Raw genomic sequence first — 25,332 nt, forward strand, 5'->3', positions numbered from 1 at the left:
GGGTCCGGGGGCGTGGACCCGCCTCCGGGGGGCTTGGCGGGTCCGCCGGGCTTGGGGCCGGTGCCGAGCCCGTACCGGAGCCCGTACCGGAGCCCGTACCGGAGCCCGTGCCGGTGGTGGCCCCCGGGCCGGTTCCGGCCCCGTCGGACGCCCCCGTACGCCCTCCGCTCCCACCACCCCTGCCGCCGCCCCCCGGGCCTGGGTCCGCGGACTGTGCCGCAGTACCTTCCGTACGCCCTTGAGTGGCGTCAGCGCCTACCGGGTCATAGCCGGGCGGCGAGGGGACTCCCGGGCTCCGGCGGCCGCCACCGCCCCCCGCCCCGGCCCCGCCCTCCTCCGCGCCGCCGTCCAACGGGACCAGTGTCACCTTCCCGGAAGGCCCTCCGGTCCCGCCCGCGGACCGCTCGGGCCCGCTGCCGGCCGCGCCCACCGCCACATAACCGTCGTCCGGACCGCCCCCGCAGCCGACCAGGAAGCCGCCGCCCAGACACAATGCGGCCGCCGAGGCGGCGATCACGATGCCTCGGCGGCCGTTGGGTCCGCATGCCTGACGCGCCTGAGGTGCCTGAAGTGCCTGAGGTGTCTGGCGGGTCTGCAAGTGCCTGGCGTGTCCGACGGGTCCGGCGGGTCTGTCGGGGTCGGCGGATTCCAGGGGTCTGACGCTTCTGACGTCGCATCGCGCCAGTGTGTCTGACGCACCGTCAAATCAGAACCCTCGTGCACGGGGTGACGATGTGCAGGGGCTTCCGCCCGGCCTCAGTCGGAGATGAGTCCTTCCCTGAGCTGGGCGAGGGTACGGGTGAGCAGCCGCGAGACGTGCATCTGGGAGATGCCGACCTCTTCGCCGATCTGCGACTGGGTCATGTTGGCGAAGAACCGCAGCATGATGATCTGGCGCTCGCGCGGGGCGAGTCTGGCCAGCAGGGGCTTCAGCGACTCGCGGTACTCGACGCCCTCCAGCGCCGCGTCCTCGTACCCGAGGCGGTCGGCGAGGGAGCCTTCGCCGCCGTCGTCCTCGGGCGAGGGGGAGTCGAGCGAGGAGGCGGTGTACGCGTTGCCAACGGCGAGACCGTCGACCACGTCCTCCTCGGAGACCCCGAGCGCCTTGGCGAGCTCCGGCACGGTCGGGGAGCGGTCGAGCTTCTGGGACAGCTCGTCGCTGGTCTTCGTCAGCGCGAGGCGCAGCTCCTGGAGGCGCCGGGGCACCCGTACGGACCAGGAGGTGTCGCGGAAGAACCGTTTGATCTCGCCGACGACCGTGGGCATGGCGAACGTCGGGAACTCCACGCCCCGTTCGCAGTCGAACCGGTCGATCGCCTTGATCAGGCCGATCGTGCCGACCTGGACGATGTCCTCCATCGGCTCGTTGCGGCTCCGGAACCGCGCCGCGGCGTACCGCACCAGCGGGAGGTTGAGCTCGATGAGTGTGTCCCGCACATAGGTCCGCTCCGGACTGTCCGTTCCCTCGGGACCCGAGGCGGGGCCGAGCGCGGCGAGCCGCAGGAACAGGGAGCGGGACAGAGTGCGGGTGTCGATGGCTTCCGGCGAGCTGGTGAGCACGGCGGGTGCCGGCACGCTCTTCGTGAGCGTGAGCACCTTCGAGCTGCCCTGTTCTGCGGACATGCCACCCCCTTGAGGTCGCGGACGGTCGCGGTGGCCGCGACCATCGGAGGAACGCAGCCTCCACCTGAATACCGGAGGCGGGGCTGCGGCAAACGCGCTTCGAGCAGAATGTCACATGTCGGCAACACGCTGTAGTGACATGTCGACAAGTCAGCGACGAATCCGCCCTGGAAACAGGGGGTGTAGGGCTTTTATGCCGTCAGAACCGTTCTCTGGAGGGTCTACCCGTTCCGGTTACGCCTCGATCCTGTTTGCGGACCTCAATCGGGCGAAACTTCTGGCCAGGAGCCTTGACACATGCATCTGGGAGACGCCTAGTTCCGCGCTGATCTGAGACTGGGTCAAGTTGCTGTAGTAGCGCAGAAGGAGGATGCGCTGCTCGCGCTCGGGGAGCTGGACGAGGAGATGGCGTACGAGGTCGCGGTGCTCGACACCGGCGAGCGCGGGGTCCTCGTAACCGAGCCGGTCCAGCAGTCCGGGCAGCCCGTCGCCCTCCTGTGCCGCTTCCAGGGAGGTGGCGTGGTACGAGCGTCCGGCCTCGATGCAGGCGAGCACCTCGTCCTCGGAGATCTTCAGCCGCTCGGCGATCTCCGCGGTGGTGGGGGAGCGCCCGTGAGCGGTCGTCAGGTCCTCGGTGGCGCCGGTGACTTGGACCCAGAGCTCGTGCAGCCGGCGGGGGACGTGGACGGTGCGGACGTTGTCGCGGAAGTAGCGCTTGATCTCGCCGACGACGGTGGGCATGGCGAACGTCGGGAACTGGACGCCGCGTTCCGGGTCGAAGCGGTCGATGGCGTTGATCAGACCGATGGTGCCGACCTGGACGACGTCCTCCATCGGCTCGTTGCGGCTGCGGAAGCGGGCGGCGGCGTACCGGACGAGCGGGAGGTTCGCCTCGATGAGGGCGGCCCGGACGCGGCCGTGTTCCGGGGTGCCGGGTTCCAGGTCCTTGAGCTGCCCGAAGAGCACCTGGGTGAGGGCTCTGGTGTCCGCCCCACGGGTTCTGGCGGGCGGGGTGGTCGGGTCCGGGGTCTCGGTCTGGATCTCCTCGGCCGGAGCGGCCTGGGACGCCTGAGGGGTCTGAGGGGTCTGCGGGGCCTGGGAGGCTTGGGGGGCGGCCTGGGAGGCTGCCTGGGGCGGCTGGACGGACTGGGGAGGCACTTGAGGCGCTGTACTGGCCGGCACGGTGACGCCACCCCTTCGCGGTCAACTACGGTCAACTCATCCGTCAAAAGCGGTCATAGCATCACAAGACATGCCCACTGTGTGCAAGCACCGCAAAGTGCCGTGTTGAGGTCATAAGGGTTTAAACGGAACGAGGAAACCCCTCGCCTGAACGGCGAGGGGTCGGGTGGAGCCGGTCCTGCCTCCGCGGCGGGAGGGATCAGAAGGGGTAGTCCGCGATCACCCAAGTGGCGAATGCACGCCACTGGCCCGCGGCGGCCTGGTGGGCCGGGTGCTCGATGTAGCGCTTGAGGGCGTCCTCGTCGGCGACGGCGGAGTTGATGGCGTAGTCGTACGCGATCGGCCGGTCGGTGATGTTCCAGGCGCACTCCCAGAACTCCAGCTCCGGAACCTGCCCCGCCAGCTCCCGGAAGGCGCGGTCCCCGGCGACGACCCTCGGGTCGTCCCGCTCGACGCCCTCGTCGAGCTTGAACAGGACCAGGTGGCGGATCATCGGGTACTCCTACTGCTTCGCTACTTCACCAGTTCGGTCATGAACTCGCCGACGCCCTGAGCGGCGCTGGAAACGCCTTCGAACCCTACCCCCACGAGTTCGGCGGACCGTTCGGGCGAGGTGATGATCGTGTACAGCACGAAGACCACCACTATGTAGAGCGTGATCTTCTTCGCTTGCGCCACTGCCCTTGCCTCCCCGTAGAACCCGCCTCCGACCCCGCGTGCGATCGGGCGATTCTATCCGCACGCATGGTCGTATCCGGTGACTGTGTTCGATCACTGATGCGCCCTTCAAGGACCTAGGACCTGTCCATCGAGGCCTTTTGCCCGCCGGTACGGCTTCTGCTCCACGGCGGCATGGATCACGAGCCCTCCGGACCGGGCAGGAACCGGAGGGCCGGAACAGGCCTCTCCGTGGGGTCACCGCGGTGGACGGCCGGGATCGGGAACAGCCTCATGCAACTGCCCCTCCACGCCCCCTACCAGCGCTGCGGGGGAGCTGACGCGGTCCGCTTTCCTGCGGCATGGGACTGCCAACTGAGACGAGAACTGAGGCGGGACGCAGTGGAGGGACAGACCCGAACGGGTCTGTCCCTCCATCTACCAGCGGTAGCGGTGGGATTTGAACCCACGGTGACGGGTTACGCCACACTCGCTTTCGAGGCGAGCTCCTTCGGCCGCTCGGACACGCTACCGAGAGAGAGCTTAGACCATCCCGGGGCGTGCGCAGAAATCGGTTCCCGGTGGCGGGGCCGCGCCCGGTCACCGGGCGCGGAAGAACGTCGTCAGCTGGGTCGCGCAATCGTCCTCCAGGACGCCGGCGACGACCTCCGGGCGGTGGTTCACGCGGCGGTCGCGGACGACGTCCCAGAGGGAGCCGGCCGCGCCCGCCTTCTCGTCGCGGGCCCCGTAGACGACCCGGGCCACCCGGGACTGGACCAGGGCGCCCGCGCACATCGTGCATGGTTCCAGGGTGACCACCAGCGTGCAGCCGGTCAGGCGCCACTCGCCGTGGACCTCGGCCGCCCGGCGCAGGGCCAGGATCTCGGCGTGCGCGGTGGGGTCGCCGGTGGCCTCACGCTCGTTGTGGGCGGCGGCGAGCTCGGTGCCGCCGGGACCGAGGACGACGGCACCGACCGGCACGTCGCCGGCCGACGCCGCCCGCTCGGCCTCGGCCAGGGCGCGGCGCATCGGGGCCTGCCACGGATCGCGTACGGGGTCGGGCACGGGCGCGCGTACGGGGTCGGGTACGCGTACGGAGTCCGGGGTGGGCCGGGGTGAGGGGTTCGGGGTGGGCCGGGGTGAGGGGTCCGGGGTGGGCCGGGGTGAGGGGTCCGGGGTGGGCCGGGGTGAGGGGTTCGGCGGTGGTGCGGTCACCCGCGGACCTTAACGGACGGGGTCGCGGACGGGTCGGTGCCGTCGGACATCACGGCGGGGTCCCCGGCGGGTCAGGGACGGACGTCCATGGCGCTGGTCCCCGGCGGGCCAGGGCCGGCACCCGGGCGGGGTCCCGGGCAGGGGTCGAGCCGGGCACCCGCTCTCAGGGGCCTCTCGTTCGGATCAGGCCGGGCTCACGGGCGGACCTCCGATCGGACCTTGGTCGGACCTGATCGGACTGTGATCCGAACTCGATCCGTCCTCGGCCGACCTCGATCCGTCCTGATCCGACCTGATCCGACCTGATTCGACCTGATCCGAACGACAGGCCGCCCTAGCGGACCGCCTCCAGGACCTCGGCCGCTCCCAGCGCGTCGGCGATCTCCGTCAGCGCGTCGGTTCGCAGGGTCAGCAGGTCCTTCTCGGAGACCCCGAAGTCGGCGAGGATGCCCAGCTCGCCGATCGGGCCCGCCGGGACGGCGTCGGGATCGGTGTCCGCATCGGAGTCGGAGGTGGCGGTCCGGTCGGTGGTCGCGGATGAGGAGGCGGGCCGGGCCGGCCCGTCCGGGTCGCCGTCCTCCGTGTCGTCGAGGTCGACGAGCTCTTCCAGCGCGGCGATCTCGTCCTCGGCCCCTGGTTCCCGGCCGAGCAGTTCGTCGGTGAGCAGGATCTCCCCGTACGAGGAGCGGGCGGCGGCGGACGCGTCCGAGACGTAGATACGGGGGTCCTCCTCACCGTCCACCCGGAGGATGCCGAACCAGGCGTCCTCCTGCTCGATGTAGACCAGGACCGTGTCCTCGTCCACCGAGGCCTCCTGGGCCAGATCCGTCAGGTCGGACAGGGTCTCCACATCGTCGAGCTCTGTATCGCTCGCTTCCCACCCGTCTTCGGTGCGCGCGAGCAGTGCGGCGAAGTACACCGTGACTCTCCCACTGGTCATAGGTGAATCGGTCCGACGGGAGGGCAGACGGCTGTCCGTCTGTCCTGAGCCCCGCCCAATCGGCATCGTGGCAGAAACAAGCGCCATGCGAGACCTCTTCGACCGTTGCGTCGGCCATCAGTTCCAGGAGTGCCTGGTCGGCCCTCCCCCTGACGGACCCGCCGAAGACCCGATCGGCGGGGGGAGTGCGCCGGTGGTACGGGCGGATTCACCAGCGGAACGTACGCATCCGCATCTGTTGGCGCATACGGGCGGCACGGGCGCGGCGCGGCTGCACCCGGTCGCGCAGCTGCTTGGCCTCATGGAGCTCACGGAGGAACTGGGCGCGCCGTCTGCGCCGGGCCGCGTCACTCTCCTGCGCGTCCGTGACGTCACCCGCCGTGTCACGCGGCTCGCGCGCGTCGCGCGCGTCGCTCACTCCGCGTGATCCTGGGTTCCGCTGCTGCTGCCCGTCCACTGCCATCGACACACCACCCCAACGCTGGGTCCGTATGCCCCACCTTCCCTCCGAACAGGTGGTTGATGCCAGCGCAGAGTGCCGGAGGGCGCGGTTACTGTTGACGCATGCGGATCCACGTCGTCGACCACCCGCTGGTGGCGCACAAACTGACCACGCTGCGCGACAAGCGCACCGATTCTCCGACCTTCCGGCGCCTCGCCGACGAGCTGGTCACCCTTCTCGCCTACGAGGCCACCCGGGATGTGCGTACCGAGCAGGTCGACATCGAGACCCCGGTGACGCCCACGACGGGGGTCAAGCTGTCGCACCCCCGCCCCCTCGTCGTCCCGATCCTGCGCGCCGGTCTCGGCATGCTGGACGGCATGGTGCGGCTGCTGCCCACCGCCGAGGTGGGCTTCCTGGGCATGATCCGCAACGAGGAGACGCTCCAGGCGGAGACGTACGCGACCCGGATGCCCGAGGACCTCTCCGGCCGCCAGGTCTACGTCCTCGACCCGATGCTGGCCACCGGCGGGACCCTCGTCGCGGCCATCCGCGAGCTGATCAAGCGCGGCGCCGACGATGTCACCGCCGTCGTGCTGCTCGCGGCGCCCGAGGGCGTCGAGGTGATGGAGCGCGAGCTGGCGGGCGCCCCCGTCACCGTCGTCACCGCCTCCGTCGACGAGCGGCTCAACGAGCACGGGTACATCGTCCCGGGCCTCGGCGACGCCGGTGACCGTATGTACGGGACGGCGGAGTAGCCTTTCCGGCCCGGGAGGAAACGGACGGTGCCCCTCCCGCGTGTACGTCTTGTGCGTCGCGGGAGGGGCACCGGTCTTCGTCCAGGGGCGGGCCGCTCAGCCGCTCTTCGTCGTCGAGCAGGACGAGGAGGGTGCCGGTGTCGGCTTGGTGAGGGCCGCCAGCGCGGCGGTCGCCTCCGCCGGGGTGCTGAACGCCTTGAACTTCGCGCCGAGGATGAGGTCGACCTCCCCCGTCTTGCGGTTGTCGGTCTTCTGCACGGTGCCCGGCAGCTGTGTGCCCAGCACGCTGAAGGTCCCGTTCGCCGCGACCGGGGCGCCGAGCAGCACACCGATGCCGGGGACCTTCTTGTCGTACGCCTTCGGGGCGTTGCCCACCTCGCCGACGGTGAACCCGCGCTTCTTCAGCTCGTCGGCGGCGGACTTGGCGAGCCCGGTGCGGGTCGTCGCGTTGTAGACGTTGACCTTGATGCCGGCCGGCTTCGGCAGCGCCTTGGCGGGGGCCTTCGGTGCGGGGGTCGGACAGTCCCGCCGGAGACCGGCGGCGCTGGCGCTCTTGTCACCGCCCGTGAAGACGTCGATGAGCTGCAGTGTTCCCCAGCCGGCCAGGCCGAGGGCCACCACGGCCGAGACGCCCGCCAGGACGATCCTGCGGCGGTTCCGGGGGCGGCGCATACGGGGATAGGCGTTGCCCGTGATGCGGTACTTTCCGCCCATGCCGGGGGGAGTGAGCATGCTCATGGAGGCAGCGTAGTGCGACCCGGTGATGATGCGTACTAAATGATCTACGCATGGCACCCGGATGAGCACGAAAGCACCCGAAAGGCCTGAATTCGTGTGCGGTCGCTGAAAGGATGATATGTGCGGCGGCGTCAGCCCAAGTCGAGGACGCGCGCGTGCAGCACCTGGCGCTGCTGGAGCGCGGCCCGGACCGCCCGGTGCAGCCCGTCCTCCAGGTACAGGTCGCCCTGCCACTTCACGACGTGGGCGAAGAGGTCGCCGTAGAACGTGGAGTCCTCGGCGAGAAGGGTCTCCAGGTCCAGCTGACCCTTGGTGGTCACGAGCTGGTCCAGGCGAACCGGACGCGGCGCGACGTCCGCCCACTGTCGGGTGCTTTCCCGGCCGTGGTCGGGGTATGGCCGCCCATTTCCGATGCGCTTGAAGATCACACGGAAAGCCTACCGGGCAAGGGGCTCCGGGCGCAGCCAGGGAACCCCACCACCGTGCCCCGCCTAAGGCCGCAGAGCGTCGCATAACGCTGGATACCGGTCAGGGTTTCGCCCGTACGAGTGGGGGGCGCCCGGGCGGTGCCCGCCGCAGGTGGTGGTGCCCGCCGCAGGTGGTGGTGCGTGCCGAGGGCGTAGGTGCATGCCGCAGGCGCCGGTGCACGCCGCAGGTGGTCGGGCGACCGGGCCCGGCTCCGCCTGCGGCGTGCGCTGTCACGTACGAGTAGTCGCCGCGTACGCGTACGGGTGGGTACGGGCGGCCGTTACTCGGTGACCTCGTGTCCGTGGCCGTCGTGCAGCCCGCCACCGCTGCCCGGCGTGCCGGTGCTGGGCGCCGGGGTGACCGGACGGGTCAGCGAGCGCAGGTCGTGGGCGTACGTGCCCACCGCGTTGGCGATCACGTCGATGTTGACGTCGAAGTGGCGCAGGTCGACGTTGCTCAGGTCGTCGCAGGCCGCGTGGTAGCACGGGTCGTAGGCGACACCCGCCTCCCCGCCGTAGACCTCGGCCTGGGCCGCCGTCTTGATGCCCTCGGCACCCGTGAACGTACCGCCGGAGGGGATGCCCACCTCGATGAACGGCCCGTAGTCGGAGCGGCCGGTGAAGTCCGTGCCCTCGTGCTTCTTGCCCTTGCCGTCGAGGAACGTGTTGATGTCCCGCTCGAGTTGGGCCGATCCCTCGGGGCCGGGGCCCTCACCGGCCTGGTCGGAGTCGTCGCCGTCGTAGACGAACTGGACCCCGTTGGGCGAGGCGATCATGTCGAAGTTCAGGTAGAGCGCGATCTGCTCGCGCTGCTGCTCGGTGAGCCCGGCCACGTACGCCTCCGAGCCGAGCAGGCCGTTCTCCTCGGCCGACCACCAGGCGAAGCGGACCTTGTTGGCGGGCTTGCTCTTGGACTTGGCGAGTTCCAGGGCCACTTCGAGCAACCCGGCGGAGCCCGAGCCGTTGTCGTTGATGCCGGGGCCTTCGGTGACGGAGTCGAGGTGGGCGCCGAGCACCACGGTCTTCGCCGCGCTGCCGCCGCGCGTCTCCGCGATGACGTTGCGGGTGGTGCGCTGCTCCTGGAGCTGCCGGACCTCGAAGGAGACCGTGACCGCGCCGGCGGCCAGGTCGGCGACGAGCTTCTCGCCCTCCGCCTGGGTGATGCCACCGGTCGGGATCTTTCCGGCCGCGGCGTCGCCGAGCGTGCCGGACAGGAGGCCCTCGGTGTTGTTGTAGATGACCGCTCCGGCCGCCCCGGCCGTCGCCGCCGCCGCCTGCTTGTCGGCGAAGGGGCAGCCGCCGCGCTTGATCAGCGCGATCTTGCCGGTGAAGTTGGCGGAGGCGTAGTCGGACGCCTCGCAGCCGGACGTGTCGTCGACGGGGACGCCGACGAGTCCCGCCGTCAGTCCGCCCACCTTGGTCGACGGGGTGTAGGTCATCGCCTTGATCGTCACATCACGAGGCGTCGGCGACACCACGGCGAGCCTTTCGGCCAGGGTCTCCGTATAGGGGAAGCGGAAGGTCTCGTAGGAGACCTGGTACCCGGCGCGCTGAAGCTGCCGGTAGACGTACGCCGCCGAGGCGTCGTGGCCGAGCGACCCCGCCGCGCGGTGGCCGTCGGCCGAGTCGGCTATCGCCTGGAACTGCTGGAGGTGGCGGTAGGCGTCACGCGCGGACGCGTTCTGCACCAGCTCCCGGGACAGCTTGACCGCCTCTTTCGAGGGGGCCGTCCCGTGCGAGGGCCCTTGGTGCGGGGCGGCGCCCAGGAGGAGCGGCGTGGCCAGAGCGGTGGCGGCCACAACTGCCATGGCTCTGCGACGTGTTGCGTGCACAGGAGTCCTTCCGGTCGAGGCGTTCTGGACGTACGAACGAATGTGCTGCGAAAGCTAGCGAGTGGGGTGGCTCCTGGGAACAGCAGTGGCTGTTTTGATCGTTTCCGCCGACTGTTCTGTCCGGCTACGTGCTGAGCTGTGCATTCCGGTCACCCCTTGGCCTGGGGCGAGCCCTTGGCCTGGGGTGAGCCCTTGGCCGTCCTCGTCGACTTCGCTGCCTTGGCCGCTTTCGCGGCCTTCGCCGCCGCCTTGGCCTCCTGCTTGTACGCACGCACCTCCGCGAGCGACTCCGGCCCGGTGATGTCGGCGACCGACCGGCGCGAACCGTCCTCGCCGTACGCCCCCGCCGCCGCCCGCCACCCCGTGGGACGTACGCCGAACCGCTTGCCGAGCAGGGCCAGGAAGATCTGGGCCTTCTGGGTGCCGAATCCCGGCAGGGCGTTCAGCCGCCGCAGCAGCTCCTCCCCGGTGTCCGCGTCCCGCCACACCGCGCCCGCGTCGCCCTCATACTCCGCCACCAGGTACTGGCACAGCTGCTGGACCCGCTGGGCCATGGAGCCGGGGTAGCGGTGGAGGGCCGGTTTGGTGGTGAAGAGGGTGGTGAAGGCCTCGGGGTCGTAGGCCGCGATCTCCGCCGCGTCCAGGTCGTCCGAGCCCATCCGCTCCGCCAGCGTGTACGGGCCGGTGAACGCCCACTCCATCGGGACCTGCTGGTCCAGCAGCATGCCGACCAGGGCGGCCAGCGGGCTGCGGGCGAGAAGCTCGTCCGCCTCCGGCCGCTGGGCGATCCGCAGAGTGAGGTCCTTGCCGCCGTTGCTCTTGGTCATACTTTCGATGATCCCGAGGCCGGGCGGCGACGGCGACTCCAGTGACGCCGGGCGGCCGATGCGCTGGGCGGCCGATGGGCTGGGCGGCGATGGGCTGGGCGGCGATGCGCCGGGCGGGCCGATGTGCTGGGCGGGCCGATGCACCAGGCGGGCCGATGCGCTGGGCGGGCCGATGCACCCGGCGGGCCGATGGTGCCGTCCGGCTCAGGTCCCGTCCGGCTCAGGTCTCGCTCGGCTCAGGTCCCGTCCGGCTCAGGTCTCGCTCGGCTCAGGTGCCGTCCGGCTCAGGTCCCGTCCGGCTCAGGTCCCGCTCGGCTCAGGTCCCGTCCGGCTCAGGTCCCGCTCGGCTCAGGTCCCGCCCGGCTCAGGCCCCGTTCGGAGGCCGTACGTGTGGGTGGCCGCCTGCTCGCCGTACGTGGTCGCCGTCCCCGCTACGGGCTCAACCGGTCCGCCCGCGCCCGCAGGTAGCGGGCCTCAGGGTCGCTGAGGGTGCCGTCGGCTGCCGCGCGGTAGGCCGCCCGGGCGGCTTCGTGGTCCCCGGCGCGCTCGAGGAGATGGGCGCGTACGGCGTCGAGGCGGTAGCGACCCGCCGACGGCTCCGCGAGGGCGTCGACCGCGGCGAGCCCCGCCCGCGGCCCGTGCACCATGGCGACCGCGACCGCCCGGCCGAGCGCGGCGGCGGGGTCGGGGGTGCGGTGCACGAGGAGCCGTCAGCCGGATCGCCTCGCGCGCCAGGTCCGGGCGGTGCAGCGCGGGGCCTGCGGTGGCGGTGTAGCCCTCGTTGAAGATCAGGTAGAGGACCTGGAGGACGGCCGCGAGCCGCCGGTCGCGGTCCTGCGGCTCCGGCGGCCGGAATTCCGTACCCCGCACCGCCCGCTTCGCCCGGCTGATCCGCTGCGCCATGGTCGCCTCCTCCACCAGATGCGCGCGGGCGATCTCCGCCGTGGTCAGCCCGCCGACCGCGCGCAGAGTGAGCGCGATCTGGGCGGCGGGGGAGAGCGCGGGGTGGCAGCAGAGGAAGAGGAGGGTGAGGGTGTCGTCCTCGGAAGGTGCCCGGCCCAGCCCGGCGGGGCCTTCCCCGGGCGGCGGGGCGACGAACGCGTCGGCCGGGGTGAGCGCGGCCACGGTCTCCTCGCGCCGCCGCCGGGCCTCGTCGCTGCGCAGCCGGTCGATGAGGCGGCGGGAGGCGACCCGGATCAGCCAGCCGCGCGGATTCTCCGGAACGCCGTCCTCCGGCCACTGCCCGGCGGCCACGATCAGGGCCTCCTGGACGGCGTCCTCGGCCGGGTCGAAGTGCCCGTAGCGGCGGACGAGCGCGCCGAGGACCTGCGGCGCGTGCAGGCGCAGCAGGTCCTCGACGTCGTGGACGTCGGTCGTACGGTCCGCCTTCAGTGGTTGCTCCTAGTCGTCGATCCCGCCGCCGACGGTCCGGATGAGCACCGGGTACTCGGGCGCCCCGGCCGGCTGCGGACAGCGTGCCACGCGGGCGGCGATCTCGGTCACCCTCTCCAGGCTCTCGCATTCGAGCACCCAGAACCCGGCGAGCAGCTCCTTCGTCTCGCTGTACGGCCCGTCCGAGACCACCGGGCGCCCCTCGGCGTCGATGCTCACGGCCCGCCCCCGCGCGGGCTCCGTGAGCCCGTACCCGGTCACCAGCTCGCCCGACTCGGCGAGGTCGTCGTTGATGCTGCCCATGTAGGCGAACATCTCCTGCACGGCCTTCTCGTCCCAGGCCGGGCTGTCGGGGGACCCCTTGCCGGCCTGCGCCTCGTAGTCCGTCTGGCTGCCCTGGACCATCACCAGATACTTCATGACCGTCGCCTCCTGTAGCGAGTTCTTCGTTTCCTTGGTTCTCCGCCTACACAGGGGACGTCGGGGCCGGGGCGGGGTTCTCGACACGACGCGCGGTTCTTTGAGGGATTCACCCGCTGGAGGGGTCGGAACGGGACGTTCAGTAAAGTTCGGCAACGTTGCGTCTACTCGCCTCCTCCGCAGCCGAACGAGGTCCCGACCGTGTCTGCCGCCCCTCCCCCCGCTCCGCTCCCGCATCCCGTCTCCGTCGTGGGGATCGGCGCGGACGGCTGGGCCGGGCTGTCCGGTGGGGCGCGCGAGGCGCTGCGGGAGGCGCAGGTGCTGATCGGTGGGGCGCGCCAGCTGGACCTGCTCCCGCCGGAGTGCGCCGGCGTACGGGTGGGCTGGCCGTCACCGCTGCGCCCCGCCGTGCCCCGGCTGCTGGCCGAGCACCGGGAGCGCCGGCTCGCGGTGCTGGCGAGCGGGGACCCGATGTTCTACGGGATCGGGCGGGCGCTGGCGGAGGAGCTGGGGCCGGAGGGCCTGCACGTGCTGCCGCACCCGTCCTCGGTCTCGTACGCCTGCGCGCGGCTCGGCTGGCCGCTGGAGGACACGGAGACCGTGACGCTGGTGGGCCGCCCGGCGTCACGGCTCGCCGCGTCCCTGTACGAGGGCCGCAGGCTGCTGGTCCTGAGCGCGGACGCGGCGACGCCCGCGACGGTGGCGGCCCTGCTCACGGCCCATGGCTTCGGCCCGAGCCCCATGCGCGTCCTCGAACAGCTGGGCAGCGAGGCGGAGGCGTACGTGGACGGCGTCGCGGAGACGTGGGCGCACGCGCCGGGGGACCGCCTGAACGTCATCGCGGTGGAGTGCCGGGCGGCGGCGGGGGCGCTGCGGCTCGGGGCCGTACCGGGCCTGCCGGATGAGGCGTACGAACACGACGGCCAGCTCACCAAGCGCCATATCAGGGCGGCCACGCTGGGGGCGCTGGCGCCCGCGCCCGGGGAGCTGCTGTGGGACGTGGGCGGCGGATCGGGCTCGATCGCGATCGAGTGGATGCGGACGCACGCCTCCTGCCGGGCGGTGAGCGTGGAGCGGGACCCGGTGCGGGCCGAGCGGATCACGCGTAACGCGGAGCGTCTGGGGGTCCCGGACTTGCAGGTCGTCACCGGCGCAGCTCCTTCGGCACTGGCCGAACTGGGCGTGCCGGACGCGGTGTTCATCGGCGGCGGCCTGACCGCCCCGGGCCTGCTCGACGCGTGCTGGCAGGCACTGAGGCCCGGGGGCCGGCTGGTCGCCAACACGGTGACGCTGGAGTCGGAGGCGCTGCTGGGCGAGTGGTACCGGGCGCACGGGGGCGAGTTGGTGCGCTTGGCGGTGGCCCATGCCGTTCCGGTGGGCGGTTTCACGGGCTGGCGCCAGGCGATGCCGGTGACGCAGTGGTCGGTACGCACATCCTCAGTCTCAGGAGATCGAACATGACGGTGTACTTCATCGGCGCGGGCCCGGGCGCGGCCGACCTGATCACGGTCCGGGGCGCGCGCCTGCTCGCCGCCAGCCCGGTCTGCCTGTACGCGGGCAGCCTGGTCCCGGTGGAGCTGCTGGCCGAGTGCCCAGAGGGCGCCCGCCTGACCGACACGGCGAACCTGGACATCGAGCAGATCACCGCGGAGCTCGTACGGGCCCACGAGGAGGGCCACGACGTGGCGCGGCTGCACTCGGGGGACCCGTCGGTGTTCAGCGCGGTGAACGAGCAGATGAAGCGCCTGGACGAGGCGGGGGTCCCGTACGAAGTCGTCCCCGGCGTCCCGGCGTTCGCGGCGGCGGCGGCGGCCCTGAAGCGCGAGCTGACGGTCCCGACGGTCGGCCAGACGGTGATCCTGACCCGCGTCGCGCAGCGCGCCACGGCGATGCCGGAGGGCGAGGACCTGGCCACCCTGGGCCGCAGCGGCGCCCTGATCGTCCTGCACCTGGCGGCGCGCTACGTGGACCGGGTGGTGGAGGAGCTGCTCCCGCACTACGGGGCGGACTGCCCGACGGCGGTGGTGGCGATGGCGTCCCGCCCGGACGAGATCGTGTTGCGGGGCACGCTGGACTCGATCGCGGAGCGGGTGAAGGCGGCGGGGGTGATCAGGACGGCGGTCATCATGGTGGGGCGGACGCTGGGGGCGGAGCAGTTCCGGGACAGCCACTTGTACGCGGTGGGGCGGGAGCGGGGCGGGTGCTGAGGGGCTCCGGGGTCTGAACCACCGGACCCGCTCGGAGTGACGGTTCCCCTGCCAAAAGGGTCAGTTGGAGCGCAGACCGGCTGCCTTCGCCAGCTCTCGAATGCCGGTGGTCCGGGGGTGACGTGAATGAATCTCGCCGACCATCTGGCGGATGGCCGGGCGATCGCGTACCTCTCCCGGTGAGACACGCACTGCGGACAGAAGCTCGGCGGTTGTCTGTTCCGGCTTGCCCCACTGCCACCAGGCCCGCGCGAGGTCTGTGTGCATGCGGCTGCGGCGCTCAGCTGTCTTGAACTGTGCCGCGCGCAGGCCCCGACCCGCTTCGAGCGCCGCACCGGCGTCACCAAGTGCCCAGTGGACGCTCACGGCATAGAGGTCGACGGCGGAAGGGGTGACGGAGAACAGGCGTCCCGCAGGTGGGTCTGCCGGGAGGTCGCGGGCGGCTCGTGAGGCTTCCCGGATCAAAGTGACGGCCTGATGCCGGTCACCTGCGACCGCAGCGGTGTATGAGGTGGTGCAGAGCATCTGCGCGAAGGCGAATGCCTGTGCGTCTGTCGTAAGCCCCGTCGCCTCGACCTGGGTGACGGCGGAGAGGATGAGGCGCTGTGCGGCCGCGGACTGATTCTGGTGGCGGAGCACAATGCTCAGTTCGCGGGCGGCTGCCGCCATGGTGAGCGGGGAGCCGGACAGTTCGGCGTAGACGGACGCCCGGTCGGCGGTCAGCCGGGACTGCTCGTAACGGCCCACCTTCGTCAGGACTTGCGAGACGAGGCTGTAGGCGGAGGAGAGCCTGCCGTACGCCGCGTCGGTGCGCGTCTGCCGTACGCCGTCATGCGCGTCGGCCAGAAGCCCCGGGAGCACCTGGAGCAGGTGAGTGTTGCGGGCAGCGTCGAAGGCGGAACGCGCCTGTGCCAGGCGGACGTCCAAGGGGATGGAGGACCCTGTGGGATCCGGCATGGCGGCCAAGGCCGTGTCCACTCCCGCGAGCAGCTGGACCGGGGCGGCCAGGCCGGCTGCGGCGAGCAGGGTGCGGCGGCGCATCGGGTCCTCCTCCACTCGTGGACCTACCGGCGCAACCCTAGTGGTTGTGGGTCTCGCCAGCCCCAGACACTCCGCCAGAACATCTGTGGGCAAGCCGACCTCCGAGGCCGCTTTTCGAAGCAGGCGCAGGTCGGCATGGTGCCCACGCTGCTCCAGACGGGACACGGTGGATGCCGAGCACCCGATTCGTACGCCGAGGTCCGCCTGCCGCCATCCACGCTCTTCGCGCCCTATGCGAATGAGTGCCCCCAATTGGTGGCGGGCGGCAAGTGCCTTCGCCTTCGGCGAGTGCCACATCGGATCGATGGTGCGCATCGCACCTCCACTGGCCGGGATGGGGACCGTCTTTCCACGTTAGGCGGTGCTGCGACGCCCGTATACGGCACGTGCAAGCCGTGCAAACGCGTTGCACGGTACGGGTGTTGACTGTCGCATCGACCACGGAAAGAGGTGACCTTCTGTTATCGCCCCCGGCCGGGGGCCGACCGGGAGGAGGCTGCCCCCAATGACTGCAGTCCTGGAAACCCCTGTTTGCGGGAGCACCGGACCCGTCAGTTCCCCGCGAGACCCGCACGCGTACGTGTCCGCCGATCAGTGGTCCAAGCTGGTCGGCCTGCTGATGCGCGACTACCCGTTCGACTCTGTGATGGCGGAGCGGGTGCTCGGCCAGGCCGTCGCCTACGTGATCACCGCCATGGAGCACAAGGGACGTCGACTCGGCATGGGGCCGGGTCGCATCGTCGACATCGGGGTTCACACGATCATGCTGGACACGAAGGCCTTCTTCGGCCTGTGCGAGAAGTACAACGGCGGCGAGTACCTGCACCACGTGCCGCTGGTCGAGATGAAGGGGGACGGGTCTGTGGCCCGGACCGCCGAGCTGCTCGCCCACGCGGGCTGGGACGTCGACACCCCGCTCTGGGCCGCCGATTCCTCTCAGTGCACGCCGTGCCGTCCCGGTGAGGACGGTCACTGAGAAGGCACAGAGGACCGCCGTCCTTGGTCTGGCAAGGGCGGCGGGCTGCGCATTGCCGAGCGAGGCAGAGCGCGTACGGGTGAATGCTGTGAGGGCGCTGCGGCGGTTGCGATGGGCAGGCCAAGATATGGGCCGTGACTCCGACCTCCTCCTCCCCGGCAGACGCCCTCGACCGCTGGCATCACTACGGAACCTCCTCGAACAGGCGCCCCGCCATTGGCCGCCTGTACTGGGACTGGTACCAGCGCATGGGACCGGGCGATGAACTGCTGGGCGACCTCGCGGGTCGTACGGTCGCGGAACTGGGCGCCGGAGCCGGCCATCAGGCCGCCTATGTGGCAATCGAGTTGAAAGCGGCACTCGTCATCGCGATTGACAGCTCCATCGCCCAGCACAGCCGTAGCCGTGGTTTTTACGAGGCCGTTCCCGGCCTGGACTTTACCCACGATGACGCCGCCATGTACCTCCTGGACAACCCGTCCAGTCTCGACGTCGCCTACAGCATCTTCGGCGCACTCGACTTCAGCGACCCGCAGACCTTGCTCCCAGCAGCCGCGGTGGCGCTCCGACCTGGCGGGACCCTGGTGTTCTCCACGCTCGCCCACTACCGAACGGGCGCCCCATCCGAGACGGAGTGCCGCCCCGCCGACATCCCGACCCGCATGCCTGACGGCAGTCCCGGCACCATGCAGCGATGGGTCCTGGAATCGACGGTATGGACGAAGCTGCTGGACGAGCACGGGTTCGACCTGGTTGATTCCGACACCGTGCACGACCCGGGGCCGGACGGTGGGGCGCCAGTGGCCACCAGCCTGTTCCGAGCGAGGAGGAGGGGTCGACATGCCCTCTGATCCGGTGGCCGTTTTGGCTTGCCTTACAACAAGCGGCAACGACACGGACCGGGACTGACCTATGGCGCGCTATATCTGTCACTCACGGTTGGCTCTGTAGCCCCATCACGACGGAGCCAAAGGCGGAAAACGCTGAGGCTGCATAACGAGTGTCGAATAGGGAGCCCATGGCAGTGATTCTGATCAATGATCCCGGAGGTAGTCCCCTCTTCCATTCGACAGAAATCCGTTGCTGTGGAGGTGAGCGCCAGAACGGCAAAACGGGCTAGGTCTGCCGTCCGCTGCTCCCCCTCATGTCGCGCCCCTTATCACCTGCCGAGGGCCCGGCACCGAGCATGTCTTCCGGGCCCTGGACGGCGCGACCGTGTGTCCCGAGTGCCAGCAGGCCGCCGCCTGGGCGCGGTGGGCCAAGCGCAGGGCCGCCGATCTGGGGATCGACCTCGCCGAAGACGCCGCCAGGGCCGTCGAGGCCGGGCGGGCGCCGGATGGGTGGCGGGCGCGGCTCGCCGCCGCTGCCGTCGGGGCCGGGGGCGTTGCCGGGCGGTAGTCGCGGGGGCTGGGTCCGAGCAGGATTCATCGATCTCTCGCTCGGCACGCGGCTGGGTGAGCAGGTCATTACGCTGAAGGGGTGCTGTCCTATGAGGAGTTGACCCCGCCGGAGCGCGAGCTCTGGGACGCCTTCCCCGAGGGACGTCCCGTTGACCTGCGTACGGGCACACCTGAGCTGGACGCTCCCGCCGCGGGTGCCCGGTGGGGGCGCGAACGTACCGTTCGTGCCGCCGTCGTGGCGAGGCTGCTGCTCGGCGCGAACGACGACCGGTCCGGCACTGTGGCTGCCCTGCGGCTCGCCGGGACGCGCATCAGCGGTTCGCTCGACCTGTCCGGGGCGGAGATCCCCCACACGTTCGCCCTGGAGGGCTGCCGACTGGACGAGCCGTGCGGCTGTACGGCGCTACGACCCGGACGATCGTGATCACGGACAGCTGGGTTCCGGGGGTCGACGCCGAGCTCGCCCGCATCGAGGGTGACCTGGACCTGCGGCGGTCGACTGTCGAAGGCGGCTCTCTCACACTCATCAACGCCCGCATGGCCGGGAATCTGCTGGTCTCGGATGCCGAGATCTCGGGGCCGGACGAGTGGGCGGTGCTCGCCGGCGGCCTCGTGCTGGAGGGCAGCGTCTTCGGTCAGCGGCTCATCACCCGAGGCGGACTGCGGCTGCCCGGCGCACAGCTGCTCAGTGGTTTGTTCCTGCAAGGCGCACGGTTGGAGAACACCGGCGGCGCCGCGCTCGCCGGCGGGGCGTGGCCGCATCGGCCGTGGACTGCTCGCAGGGGTTCACCGCACAAGGGGAGATACGGCTGCGAGGCGCCCGAATAGCAGGTCCGCTGACCTTCGAGGGCGCCCATCCGAACGGGGACGGGACCGCCCTGGACTGCGTGTCGATGTCCGTGGGGGAATTCGACCACCGCCCCCCGGCACCGCCCGCAGGGCTGGTGGACCTCCGGGCAGCACAGGCCACCTGGTTCCGGGACGGCGAGCAGAGCTGGCCCGAGCAGGTGCTCCTGGACGGGTTCACCTACGGGTCCATCCGGTCCGTGGCTCCTCAGCCGCGGCGGGCGACGGAGGAGCGCGCGCGCCTGACGGGGTGGCCCGTCGCCTGGCCTGGGTCCGCCGGAATCCCGGCTATGCCCCTCAGCCGTACGAGCAACTCGCGGGCTGGTACCGGCAGATCGGCCATGACGACGACGCCCGCCGCGTACTCCTGGCCAAACAGCGGCACCGGCGACTCACTCTGTCTCTGCCGGCGCGGGTGTGGGGGCATCTGCTCGACGTGACCGTGGGCTACGGCTACCGGCCCTGGATGGCCGGTGTCTGGCTCCTCGCGCTGACCTTGCTGGGCACGCTGGCCTTCAGTACGCACACCCCGAGCGCGGTCAAGGAAGGCGAAGGCAGTCCGTTCCAGCCCTTCGTCTACACCCTCGACCTCCTGGTCCCCATCGGTGATCTGGGGCAGCGCTCCGGGTGGTACTGGTCGGACAGCGGCGTCCAGTGGCTGGCCTACCTGCTGATCGCCTTCGGCTGGGTGCTGACCACCGCCATCGTCGCCGGTGTCACCCGCGCGTTGCAGAAGAGCTAGGAGGTACGAGCGGAGGACCGCCCGACCACCAATCCTGCCCGGTCGACGCAGATCACGTCCACCTCCACCGGCGCGCCCCGCAGCACCGACAGCGCCTCGTCGCATGCCCGCGAAGCCACCAGGTCGCCCAGCCGCACCCCCGCCGCCTCGCAGAGACGGAGTGCCTCCAAGCCCGTGTTGGCCGTGGCGATCCGGGACGCCAGCTCCTCGTTCGCGCCGCCCGTCCGAGCCAGGTCCGCCAGGAAGGGCTTGTCGACCTGGGAGCGGGCCGAGTGGAGGTCCAGGTGGCCTGCTGCCAGTTTGGAGAGTTTGGCGAAGCCACCGCAGATCGTCAGGCGGGGGATCGGGTGGCGGCGTACGTACTTCAGTACCGCGCCGGCGAAGTCACCCATGTCCAGCAGGGCTATGTCCGGCAGGCCGTACTCCGCCGCGACCGTCCTCTCCGACGTCGAGCCCGTGCAGCCCGCCACGTGCGTCAGGCCCGCCGCCCTCGCCACGTCCACTCCCCGGCGGATCGAGTCGATCCAGGCCGAGCAGGAGTACGGGACGACGACGCCCGTGGTGCCCAGGATCGACAGGCCGCCCAGGATGCCGAGGCGGCCGTTCCACGTCGAGCGGGCGATCTCCTCGCCGTGGTCCACCGAGACCGTGACCTCCACGTCCCCCGGCTCCCCGTGTTCCGCCGCCACCCGCTCCACGTGCTCCCGCATCAGCCGGCGCGGCACCGGGTTCACCGCCGGCTGGCCCACGTCCAGGGGGAGGCCGGGCAGCGTCACCGTGCCCACGCCCGGGCCCGCCCGGAACACCACCCCGGAGCCCGGCGGCAGCCGCCGTACCGTCGCCCTCACCAGCGCCCCGTGCGTCACGTCCGGGTCGTCCCCCGCGTCCTTCACCACCCCGGCGCTCGCCCGCCCGGGCGCCAGCTCCTCCACCGCCAGCGCGAACGCCGGTGTCTGGCCCCTCGGCAGCGTGATGCTCACCGGGTCCGGGAAGTCGCCGGTCAGCAGGGCGGTGTACGCGGCCGTCGTCGCCGCCGTCGCGCAGGCACCCGTCGTCCAGCCGGGGCGCAGACCCGTGTGCTTGAGTTGGGCACTGCGACCGCCCCGCGCCTCAGCGGTCATGAGAAGCGTTCATGAGAAGAGTCCGTTCCGATGATGCACGTGAAGCATGTTCTTGTTCTGGGAGGGACGACCGAGGCCCGCCTGCTGGCCGAGCGCCTGGTGGCTGAACCCGGCGTGCGCGTCACCACCTCGCTCGCCGGGCGCGTGGCCGCTCCCCGGCTGCCGCCCGGTGACGTGCGCGTCGGTGGGTTCGGGGGCAGCGGTGGGCTTGCGGAGTGGGTACGTGCGCACCGCGTCGACGCTCTTGTCGATGCCACCCACCCCTTCGCCGCCGCCATGAGCCGGAACGCGGCCGAGGCCGCCGCCCAGGCCCATGTTCCTCTGCTCGCCCTCCGTCGGCCCGGCTGGGTCGCCCAGGACGGCGACCGCTGGCACTCCGTCGCGTCGCTCGCCGAGGCCGCCGAGCTGCTGCCGACACTCGGCGAGCGGGTCTTCCTCACCACCGGGCGGATGGGGCTCGCCGCCTTCGCCGAGCTTGATGCGTTGTGGTTCCTCGTGCGGTCCGTCGACCCGCCGGAGCCGCCCTGCCCGGCGAGGACGGAAGTCCTGCTCGATCGGGGGCCGTTCAGCCTCGAAGGCGAGCGGGAGCTCATCCGGCGCCATCGCCTCGATGTGCTCGTCACCAAGGACAGCGGGGGCGACGCCACCGCCCCCAAGCTCACCGCCGCCCGCGAGGCCCGGATTCCCGTCGTCGTGGTCCGGCGGCCACCGGTTCCCGAAGGGGTGCCGGTGGCCGCTACGACCGACGAGGCCGTGGGGTGGGTCGTACGGCAGCTCTACGCGGAGGGCCCGGCAGCCTCCGGGTAGCGGCGCGGGGTCCACACGATGGACCTGCCGCCCTCGCCCCGCCGCACCCAGCGCGTCTGCGACGAGCCCACGATCAGCAGGGTCCGCATGTCCACCTCCGCCGGGTCGAGGTCGGCGAGCCGCACCGTACGTACGCTCTCCGTGGAGCCGCCCACGTCCCGCGCCAACACCACCGGGGTGTCCGGGGCGCGGTGCTCCAGGAGCAGGTCGCGGGCCTTGCCCACCTGCCACGTACGGGACTTCGAGCCCGGGTTGTACAGCGCCAGCACCAGGTCCGCCGCCGCCGCCGCGCGCAGCCGTTCCGCGATGACCTCCCACGGCTTGAGGCGGTCCGAGAGGGAGATCGTGGCGTAGTCGTGGCCGAGCGGTGCGCCGGCGCGCGCCGCCGCCGCGTTGGCCGCGGTGACCCCGGGCAGCACCCGTACCGCAATGTCCGCGTACGCCTCCTGCGCGGCCACCTCCAGTACCGCCGTGGCCATGGCGAAGACCCCGGGGTCGCCGCCCGAGACCACCGCGACGCGGTGGCCCCGGCCGGCCAGGTCCAGCGCGAACTCCGCCCGCTCCGACTCCACCTTGTTGTCCGAGCCGTGCCGCGCCTGGCCGGGGCGGACCGGGACCCGGTCCAGATAGGTGGTGTAGCCGACCAGTGCGTCCGCCGTCGCCAGCGCGCCCCGCGTCTCCGGCGTCAGCCACAGCGGGCCCGCCGGTCCTGTGCCCACGACGACCACTTCGCCACCAGCGGAGAGCGAAGGCCGCGGTGCGTCGATGCGGCTCGGCAGCACCGCCACCGAGAAGTACGGGACCGACGCCGGGTCGATGTCCGCAAGGTCGCCCGTGCGCTCCCCGGCCATCGTCGCCCGCTCCACGTACCGTGCCTCGGCCAGCCTCCCCGACGCCTCGAACGCTCCGCGCACCGCCGGGAACGTACGCCCCAGCTTCATCACCACCGCCGTGTCCGTCGCCGCGAGACGGGCCGTCAGCTCCTCCTCCGGCAGGGTGCCGGGGAGGATCGTGAGGATCTCCTCGCCCTCGACGAGAGGGGTGCCGAGGCGGGCTGCCGCCGCGCTGACCGAGGTGACGCCCGGGATGACCTCGGTGGCGTACCGGTCGGCGAGGCGCTTGTGCATGTGCATGTACGAGCCGTAGAACATCGGGTCGCCCTCGGCGAGGACCGCGACCGTCCGGCCCGCGTCCAGGTGGGCCGCCAGGCGGGCCGCGGCCTTCTCGTAGAACTCCTCCAGCGCGCCCCGGTAGCCGCCCGGGTGGTCCGTGGTCTCCGTCGTGACGGGGTAGACCAGGGGCTCCTCGATGTGGTCGGGGCGCAGGTGCGCGGCGGCGATGGAGCGGGCGATCGAGCGGCCGTGGCGGGCGCTGTGGTAGGCGATGACGTCGGCCTCGCCGATGGCCTGGACGGCCCGGAGCGTCATCAGGTCCGGGTCGCCGGGGCCGAGCCCGACGCCGTAGAGCCTGCCACTGCTGATGTCTGTCACGGAGGTGCTTGGGGTGCTCACTACTCTTCCTCGCTGGCTATGGCGTTGAGGGCCGCCGCCGCTATCGCGCTGCCGCCGCGCCGGCCCCGCACGATCAGGTGCTCCAGGCCCGACGCGTGCTCGGCCAGGGCCTCCTTGGACTCGGCAGCGCCGACGAAGCCGACCGGGACACCGATGACGGCGGCGGGGCGCGGGGCGCCCTCCTCGATCATCTCCAGCAGGCGGAACAGGGCCGTCGGGGCGTTGCCGACCGCGACCACCGCCCCCTCCATCCGGTCCCGCCACAGCTCCAGGGCCGCCGCGCTGCGGGTCGTGCCCATCTTCGCGGCCAGCTCCGGCACGGACGGGTCGGACAGCGTGCACACCACGTCGTTGTTCGCGGGCAGCCGCTTGCGCGTGACCCCGCTGGCCACCATCGCCACATCGCAGAGGATCGGGGCGCCGGAGCGCAGGGCCGCGCGGGCGTCGGCCACGGCGTTCGGCGAGAAGGCGAGGTCGCGTACGAGGTCGACCATGCCGCAGGCGTGGATCATGCGGACGGCGACCTGGCTGACGTCGGCGGGCAGCCCGGCCAGATCCGCCTCCGCGCGGATGGTGGCGAAGGACTGGCGGTAGATCGCCGGTCCGTCCTTCTCGTACTGGTGCACAGTGCTGTCGCTTTCTTCTGCCGTGAGCTCATGCGTGAGCTCATCAAGGAAGGGTGTTCAGGCGCGGGCCTCCGCCACCGCCGCCGCCAACCGCGCCGGGTCGTTCCCTACGGTCGTCGGGGGGTCCCGCCGCTCTCCCCGTACGTGGGAGATCCGGTGTCCGTCGGGTGTGACGACCACGTCGATCCACTCCCCGTGGGGGTGGCCGCAGCGGCGTTCGCACCCGGACCAGTACACAGGTAGCCGCCCGAGCGGTCCGACGGCGGCCCCCGCTTCGGCCCGTACGTCGGACAGCGACTTCGCGCAGCCGGGGTGGCCGATGCAGGCGCCGACGCCGGTCCAGGGGGAGCCGGGGGCGGTGATCAGGCCGGACTCGGACAGCGCGCGGAGTGCCCGCGCCGCCTCGTGACCGGGGAAGGGGCCGGGGATGACGATCCCGCGCCACGGGGTGAGCCGGAGCTCGCCGCCGTACCGCCTGGCCGTTTCGGTGAGCAGCCGCCACTGGGGAGCGGTGAGCCGTCCCAGCGGTACGTCGGTGCTGATCGCGGTGCTGATCGCGGGGGTGATCGCGGGGGTGGAGCCGTGCGCTCCGGGGGCGGGGGCTGTCGCCGTACGGGGGCGGGGGTGGTGGACGGGCGGGCCCGCCTGCGCGCCGATGGCCCTGACCAGCTCGGCCCGTACGTCGTCGGGCAGGTCCTTCACGCGCCAGGCGCCGAAGTGGCTGGCCGCGCGCAGGAACGCCTCGGCGGCCAGCAGCGCGGCGCGCGGGGCATCGGCGACCGGGACCCGGAACACCTCGTCATCCACCCCGATCCGCAGCAGGGCGGCAGCCCCCGGCCCCTGCGCGATCAGCGTCACGTCCGCCCCGAGCGCGTCCACGTCACCGCGCCCGTCGTCCAGGGCGAAGAGGAAGCGGCCGGAGAGTGCGGCGGCGGCCACCGACCCGCACACCAGCCGGTCCAGCTCGGTCAGCCAGGCCCCGAGCGACGGCGAACCGTCGAGCCCGGCCAGCGGCGAGGCCACGATGTTGCGGGCCCGTTCATGCGCGGCGGACGGCAGGAGGCCCGCGGCCGTGAGCAGCCCGGCGAGCTGGCCGCCGCACTCCGTACCGAGGCCGCGCAGCTGTACGTTGCCCCGCGAGGTGAGATGCAGCTCACCGTCCCCGAAGCGGTCGGCCGCCGCCAGCAGCGCCTCCGCCCGGTCCGCGCTCAGCACGCCGCCGGGGATGCGTACGCGGGCCAGCGCCCCGTCGTCGGCCCGGTGCAGCCGCAGCGTTCCCGGGCAGGCGTCGCCGCCGCTGCGGGGGGAGACGCCGCCCGCGGAAAGGGGCGGGGGGGCGGAATCGGGCATGGCGGCGAGCATACCGACCGGGCCGGTCCGGGCGGCAGGCTCGCGTCTGTGACCTGCGGGACAGGCCCCACGACGAAGCTGCGGGACCAGGGCCGCACCACGAACCTGGGGCATGGCCCCGCCCCGCCGGTGACCCACCCCGCAAACAGTGATCACCACCGCACCCCCGCCCCCTGCCCCGCCCCCACCCCCGCCGCTTAGGATGCAGGCGG

The 25,332-nt window shown here is 71.7% G+C and carries 27 protein-coding genes, 1 tRNA gene and 1 pseudogene; 10 read left to right on the plus strand and 19 right to left on the minus strand.

Annotation, left to right across the window (positions count from 1 at the left end):
- Nucleotides 1-756: 756 nt before the first annotated feature.
- The 8 genes from ACIQAK_RS12155 to ACIQAK_RS12190 form a co-directional block, all read right to left on the minus strand.
- Nucleotides 757-1,623: an RNA polymerase sigma factor SigF gene (locus ACIQAK_RS12155; RefSeq protein ID WP_366391696.1), complete on the minus strand. Its 867-nt coding sequence runs from the start codon at nt 1,621-1,623 to the stop codon at nt 757-759.
- 234 nt (nt 1,624-1,857) lie between these two features.
- The gene (locus ACIQAK_RS12160; RefSeq protein WP_401369918.1) at nt 1,858-2,781 is read right to left on the minus strand and encodes an RNA polymerase sigma factor SigF; all 924 of its coding nucleotides are present in this window, start codon (nt 2,779-2,781) and stop codon (nt 1,858-1,860) included.
- A 223-nt stretch (nt 2,782-3,004) separates the two neighbouring features.
- Nucleotides 3,005-3,298, minus strand: a complete 294-nt coding sequence (locus tag ACIQAK_RS12165) for a Dabb family protein (protein ID WP_366391698.1) — start codon at nt 3,296-3,298, stop codon at nt 3,005-3,007.
- A gap of 20 nt (nt 3,299-3,318) precedes the next feature.
- Nucleotides 3,319-3,483 carry a hypothetical protein gene (locus tag ACIQAK_RS12170; RefSeq protein ID WP_366391699.1) on the minus strand — a complete coding sequence of 55 codons (165 nt, stop codon included), beginning with the start codon at nt 3,481-3,483 and terminating at the stop codon, nt 3,319-3,321.
- Between the two features lie 424 nt (nt 3,484-3,907).
- Nucleotides 3,908-3,995, minus strand: a tRNA-Ser gene (locus tag ACIQAK_RS12175).
- 67 nt (nt 3,996-4,062) lie between these two features.
- Nucleotides 4,063-4,491 carry a tRNA adenosine(34) deaminase TadA gene (gene tadA / locus ACIQAK_RS12180; RefSeq protein WP_366391731.1) on the minus strand — a complete coding sequence of 143 codons (429 nt, stop codon included), beginning with the start codon at nt 4,489-4,491 and terminating at the stop codon, nt 4,063-4,065.
- Nucleotides 4,492-5,011: 520 nt separating this feature from the next.
- Nucleotides 5,012-5,596 (minus strand): hypothetical protein, encoded by a 585-nt coding sequence (locus ACIQAK_RS12185; RefSeq protein ID WP_366391732.1) that lies wholly within the window; start codon nt 5,594-5,596, stop codon nt 5,012-5,014.
- A gap of 229 nt (nt 5,597-5,825) precedes the next feature.
- The gene (locus tag ACIQAK_RS12190) at nt 5,826-6,086 is read right to left on the minus strand and encodes a hypothetical protein (RefSeq protein WP_366391700.1); all 261 of its coding nucleotides are present in this window, start codon (nt 6,084-6,086) and stop codon (nt 5,826-5,828) included.
- A gap of 95 nt (nt 6,087-6,181) precedes the next feature.
- On the opposite strand from ACIQAK_RS12190, the gene upp reads away from it, so the two are divergent.
- Nucleotides 6,182-6,817 (plus strand): uracil phosphoribosyltransferase, encoded by a 636-nt coding sequence (upp, locus tag ACIQAK_RS12195; protein WP_326704646.1) that lies wholly within the window; start codon nt 6,182-6,184, stop codon nt 6,815-6,817.
- A 96-nt stretch (nt 6,818-6,913) separates the two neighbouring features.
- Here upp and ACIQAK_RS12200 read toward each other — a convergent pair whose 3' ends face one another.
- From ACIQAK_RS12200 to ACIQAK_RS12225, 6 genes and pseudogenes are all read right to left on the minus strand, one after another.
- The gene (locus ACIQAK_RS12200) at nt 6,914-7,531 is read right to left on the minus strand and encodes a LytR C-terminal domain-containing protein (RefSeq protein ID WP_366391733.1); all 618 of its coding nucleotides are present in this window, start codon (nt 7,529-7,531) and stop codon (nt 6,914-6,916) included.
- Nucleotides 7,532-7,686: 155 nt separating this feature from the next.
- The gene (locus ACIQAK_RS12205; RefSeq protein ID WP_096626547.1) at nt 7,687-7,983 is read right to left on the minus strand and encodes a type II toxin-antitoxin system VapB family antitoxin; all 297 of its coding nucleotides are present in this window, start codon (nt 7,981-7,983) and stop codon (nt 7,687-7,689) included.
- Between the two features lie 320 nt (nt 7,984-8,303).
- Complete coding sequence (locus ACIQAK_RS12210) at nt 8,304-9,830, minus strand: M28 family metallopeptidase (RefSeq protein WP_366391701.1); 1,527 nt, start codon at nt 9,828-9,830, stop codon at nt 8,304-8,306.
- A gap of 173 nt (nt 9,831-10,003) precedes the next feature.
- A complete protein-coding gene (locus tag ACIQAK_RS12215) occupies nt 10,004-10,681 on the minus strand; it encodes an HhH-GPD-type base excision DNA repair protein (RefSeq protein WP_366391702.1) in 678 nt (225 codons plus the stop codon).
- A gap of 431 nt (nt 10,682-11,112) precedes the next feature.
- Nucleotides 11,113-12,073: pseudogene (locus ACIQAK_RS12220) on the minus strand (RNA polymerase sigma factor).
- A 9-nt stretch (nt 12,074-12,082) separates the two neighbouring features.
- On the minus strand, nt 12,083-12,493 hold the full coding sequence (locus ACIQAK_RS12225; protein ID WP_366391703.1) for a YciI family protein: 411 nt from the start codon (nt 12,491-12,493) through the stop codon (nt 12,083-12,085).
- A 201-nt stretch (nt 12,494-12,694) separates the two neighbouring features.
- Between ACIQAK_RS12225 and cbiE the strand changes: the two genes are divergently transcribed.
- Both cbiE and cobM read left to right on the plus strand, forming a co-directional pair.
- Complete coding sequence (gene cbiE / locus ACIQAK_RS12230; protein WP_366391704.1) at nt 12,695-13,954, plus strand: precorrin-6y C5,15-methyltransferase (decarboxylating) subunit CbiE; 1,260 nt, start codon at nt 12,695-12,697, stop codon at nt 13,952-13,954.
- Entirely contained in the window at nt 13,951-14,700 is a 750-nt protein-coding gene (gene cobM / locus ACIQAK_RS12235) for a precorrin-4 C(11)-methyltransferase (protein WP_366391705.1), read from the plus strand. The genes cbiE and cobM overlap by 4 nt, the downstream gene beginning before the upstream one ends.
- 60 nt (nt 14,701-14,760) lie before the next feature.
- Here the strand turns inward: cobM and ACIQAK_RS12240 are convergent, their stop codons facing one another.
- Complete coding sequence (locus ACIQAK_RS12240; protein WP_366391706.1) at nt 14,761-16,056, minus strand: helix-turn-helix transcriptional regulator; 1,296 nt, start codon at nt 16,054-16,056, stop codon at nt 14,761-14,763.
- Nucleotides 16,057-16,321: 265 nt separating this feature from the next.
- On the opposite strand from ACIQAK_RS12240, the gene ACIQAK_RS12245 reads away from it, so the two are divergent.
- The 6 genes from ACIQAK_RS12245 (at nt 16,322) to ACIQAK_RS12270 (ending at nt 19,705) form a co-directional block, all read left to right on the plus strand.
- A complete protein-coding gene (locus ACIQAK_RS12245; RefSeq protein ID WP_366391707.1) occupies nt 16,322-16,717 on the plus strand; it encodes a hypothetical protein in 396 nt (131 codons plus the stop codon).
- A gap of 134 nt (nt 16,718-16,851) precedes the next feature.
- Entirely contained in the window at nt 16,852-17,568 is a 717-nt protein-coding gene (locus ACIQAK_RS12250; RefSeq protein WP_366391708.1) for a class I SAM-dependent methyltransferase, read from the plus strand.
- A gap of 364 nt (nt 17,569-17,932) precedes the next feature.
- On the plus strand, nt 17,933-18,115 hold the full coding sequence (locus ACIQAK_RS12255; protein ID WP_366391709.1) for a hypothetical protein: 183 nt from the start codon (nt 17,933-17,935) through the stop codon (nt 18,113-18,115).
- An 81-nt stretch (nt 18,116-18,196) separates the two neighbouring features.
- Nucleotides 18,197-18,541, plus strand: coding sequence for a hypothetical protein (locus ACIQAK_RS12260; protein WP_366391710.1), 345 nt, complete (start codon nt 18,197-18,199; stop codon nt 18,539-18,541).
- Nucleotides 18,538-18,945, plus strand: coding sequence for a hypothetical protein (locus tag ACIQAK_RS12265; protein WP_366391711.1), 408 nt, complete (start codon nt 18,538-18,540; stop codon nt 18,943-18,945). The genes ACIQAK_RS12260 and ACIQAK_RS12265 overlap by 4 nt, the downstream gene beginning before the upstream one ends.
- A gap of 268 nt (nt 18,946-19,213) precedes the next feature.
- On the plus strand, nt 19,214-19,705 hold the full coding sequence (locus ACIQAK_RS12270) for a hypothetical protein (protein WP_366391712.1): 492 nt from the start codon (nt 19,214-19,216) through the stop codon (nt 19,703-19,705).
- Here the strand turns inward: ACIQAK_RS12270 and ACIQAK_RS12275 are convergent.
- Nucleotides 19,702-20,826, minus strand: coding sequence for a cobalt-precorrin-5B (C(1))-methyltransferase (locus ACIQAK_RS12275; protein ID WP_366391713.1), 1,125 nt, complete (start codon nt 20,824-20,826; stop codon nt 19,702-19,704). The two genes, ACIQAK_RS12270 and ACIQAK_RS12275, sit on opposite strands and share 4 nt — an antisense overlap.
- A 30-nt stretch (nt 20,827-20,856) precedes the next feature.
- Here ACIQAK_RS12275 and ACIQAK_RS12280 point away from each other — a divergent pair, with 30 nt between their 5' ends.
- The gene (locus ACIQAK_RS12280; protein ID WP_366391714.1) at nt 20,857-21,633 is read left to right on the plus strand and encodes a cobalt-precorrin-6A reductase; all 777 of its coding nucleotides are present in this window, start codon (nt 20,857-20,859) and stop codon (nt 21,631-21,633) included.
- Here ACIQAK_RS12280 and ACIQAK_RS12285 read toward each other — a convergent pair.
- The 3 genes from ACIQAK_RS12285 to ACIQAK_RS12295 are packed head-to-tail and all read right to left on the minus strand — an operon-like array spanning nt 21,603 to nt 25,132.
- On the minus strand, nt 21,603-23,144 hold the full coding sequence (locus ACIQAK_RS12285) for a precorrin-2 C(20)-methyltransferase (protein ID WP_366391715.1): 1,542 nt from the start codon (nt 23,142-23,144) through the stop codon (nt 21,603-21,605). The genes ACIQAK_RS12280 and ACIQAK_RS12285 overlap by 31 nt on opposite strands.
- Nucleotides 23,144-23,770 carry a precorrin-8X methylmutase gene (locus ACIQAK_RS12290; RefSeq protein ID WP_366391716.1) on the minus strand — a complete coding sequence of 209 codons (627 nt, stop codon included), beginning with the start codon at nt 23,768-23,770 and terminating at the stop codon, nt 23,144-23,146. The genes ACIQAK_RS12285 and ACIQAK_RS12290 overlap by 1 nt, the downstream gene beginning before the upstream one ends.
- A gap of 57 nt (nt 23,771-23,827) precedes the next feature.
- Complete coding sequence (locus ACIQAK_RS12295) at nt 23,828-25,132, minus strand: cobalamin biosynthesis protein CobG (RefSeq protein ID WP_366391717.1); 1,305 nt, start codon at nt 25,130-25,132, stop codon at nt 23,828-23,830.
- Nucleotides 25,133-25,332 lie beyond the last annotated feature (200 nt).

Origin of the sequence: Streptomyces sp. NPDC088706 (genome assembly GCF_044752765.1) — a bacterium.
In the GTDB taxonomy this organism is placed as follows: Bacteria; Actinomycetota; Actinomycetes; order Streptomycetales; family Streptomycetaceae; genus Streptomyces.

Bases quoted from the DNA above. Each gene is read 5' to 3' on its own strand.
- ACIQAK_RS12215 (WP_366391702.1), bottom strand. From the start codon at position 10,681: ATGACCAAGAGCAACGGCGGCAAGGACCTCACTCTGCGGATCGCCCAG.
- cobM (WP_366391705.1), top strand. From the start codon at position 13,951: ATGACGGTGTACTTCATCGGCGCGGGCCCGGGCGCGGCCGACCTGATC.
- ACIQAK_RS12165 (WP_366391698.1), bottom strand. From the start codon at position 3,298: ATGATCCGCCACCTGGTCCTGTTCAAGCTCGACGAGGGCGTCGAGCGG.
- ACIQAK_RS12240 (WP_366391706.1), bottom strand. From the start codon at position 16,056: ATGCGCACCATCGATCCGATGTGGCACTCGCCGAAGGCGAAGGCACTT.
- tadA (WP_366391731.1), bottom strand. From the start codon at position 4,491: ATGCGCCGCGCCCTGGCCGAGGCCGAGCGGGCGGCGTCGGCCGGCGAC.
- upp (WP_326704646.1), top strand. From the start codon at position 6,182: ATGCGGATCCACGTCGTCGACCACCCGCTGGTGGCGCACAAACTGACC.
- ACIQAK_RS12155 (WP_366391696.1), bottom strand. From the start codon at position 1,623: ATGTCCGCAGAACAGGGCAGCTCGAAGGTGCTCACGCTCACGAAGAGC.
- ACIQAK_RS12225 (WP_366391703.1), bottom strand. From the start codon at position 12,493: ATGAAGTATCTGGTGATGGTCCAGGGCAGCCAGACGGACTACGAGGCG.
- ACIQAK_RS12295 (WP_366391717.1), bottom strand. From the start codon at position 25,132: ATGCTCGCCGCCATGCCCGATTCCGCCCCCCCGCCCCTTTCCGCGGGC.
- ACIQAK_RS12200 (WP_366391733.1), bottom strand. From the start codon at position 7,531: ATGGGCGGAAAGTACCGCATCACGGGCAACGCCTATCCCCGTATGCGC.
- ACIQAK_RS12210 (WP_366391701.1), bottom strand. From the start codon at position 9,830: ATGGCAGTTGTGGCCGCCACCGCTCTGGCCACGCCGCTCCTCCTGGGC.
- ACIQAK_RS12280 (WP_366391714.1), top strand. From the start codon at position 20,857: ATGATGCACGTGAAGCATGTTCTTGTTCTGGGAGGGACGACCGAGGCC.
- ACIQAK_RS12275 (WP_366391713.1), bottom strand. From the start codon at position 20,826: ATGACCGCTGAGGCGCGGGGCGGTCGCAGTGCCCAACTCAAGCACACG.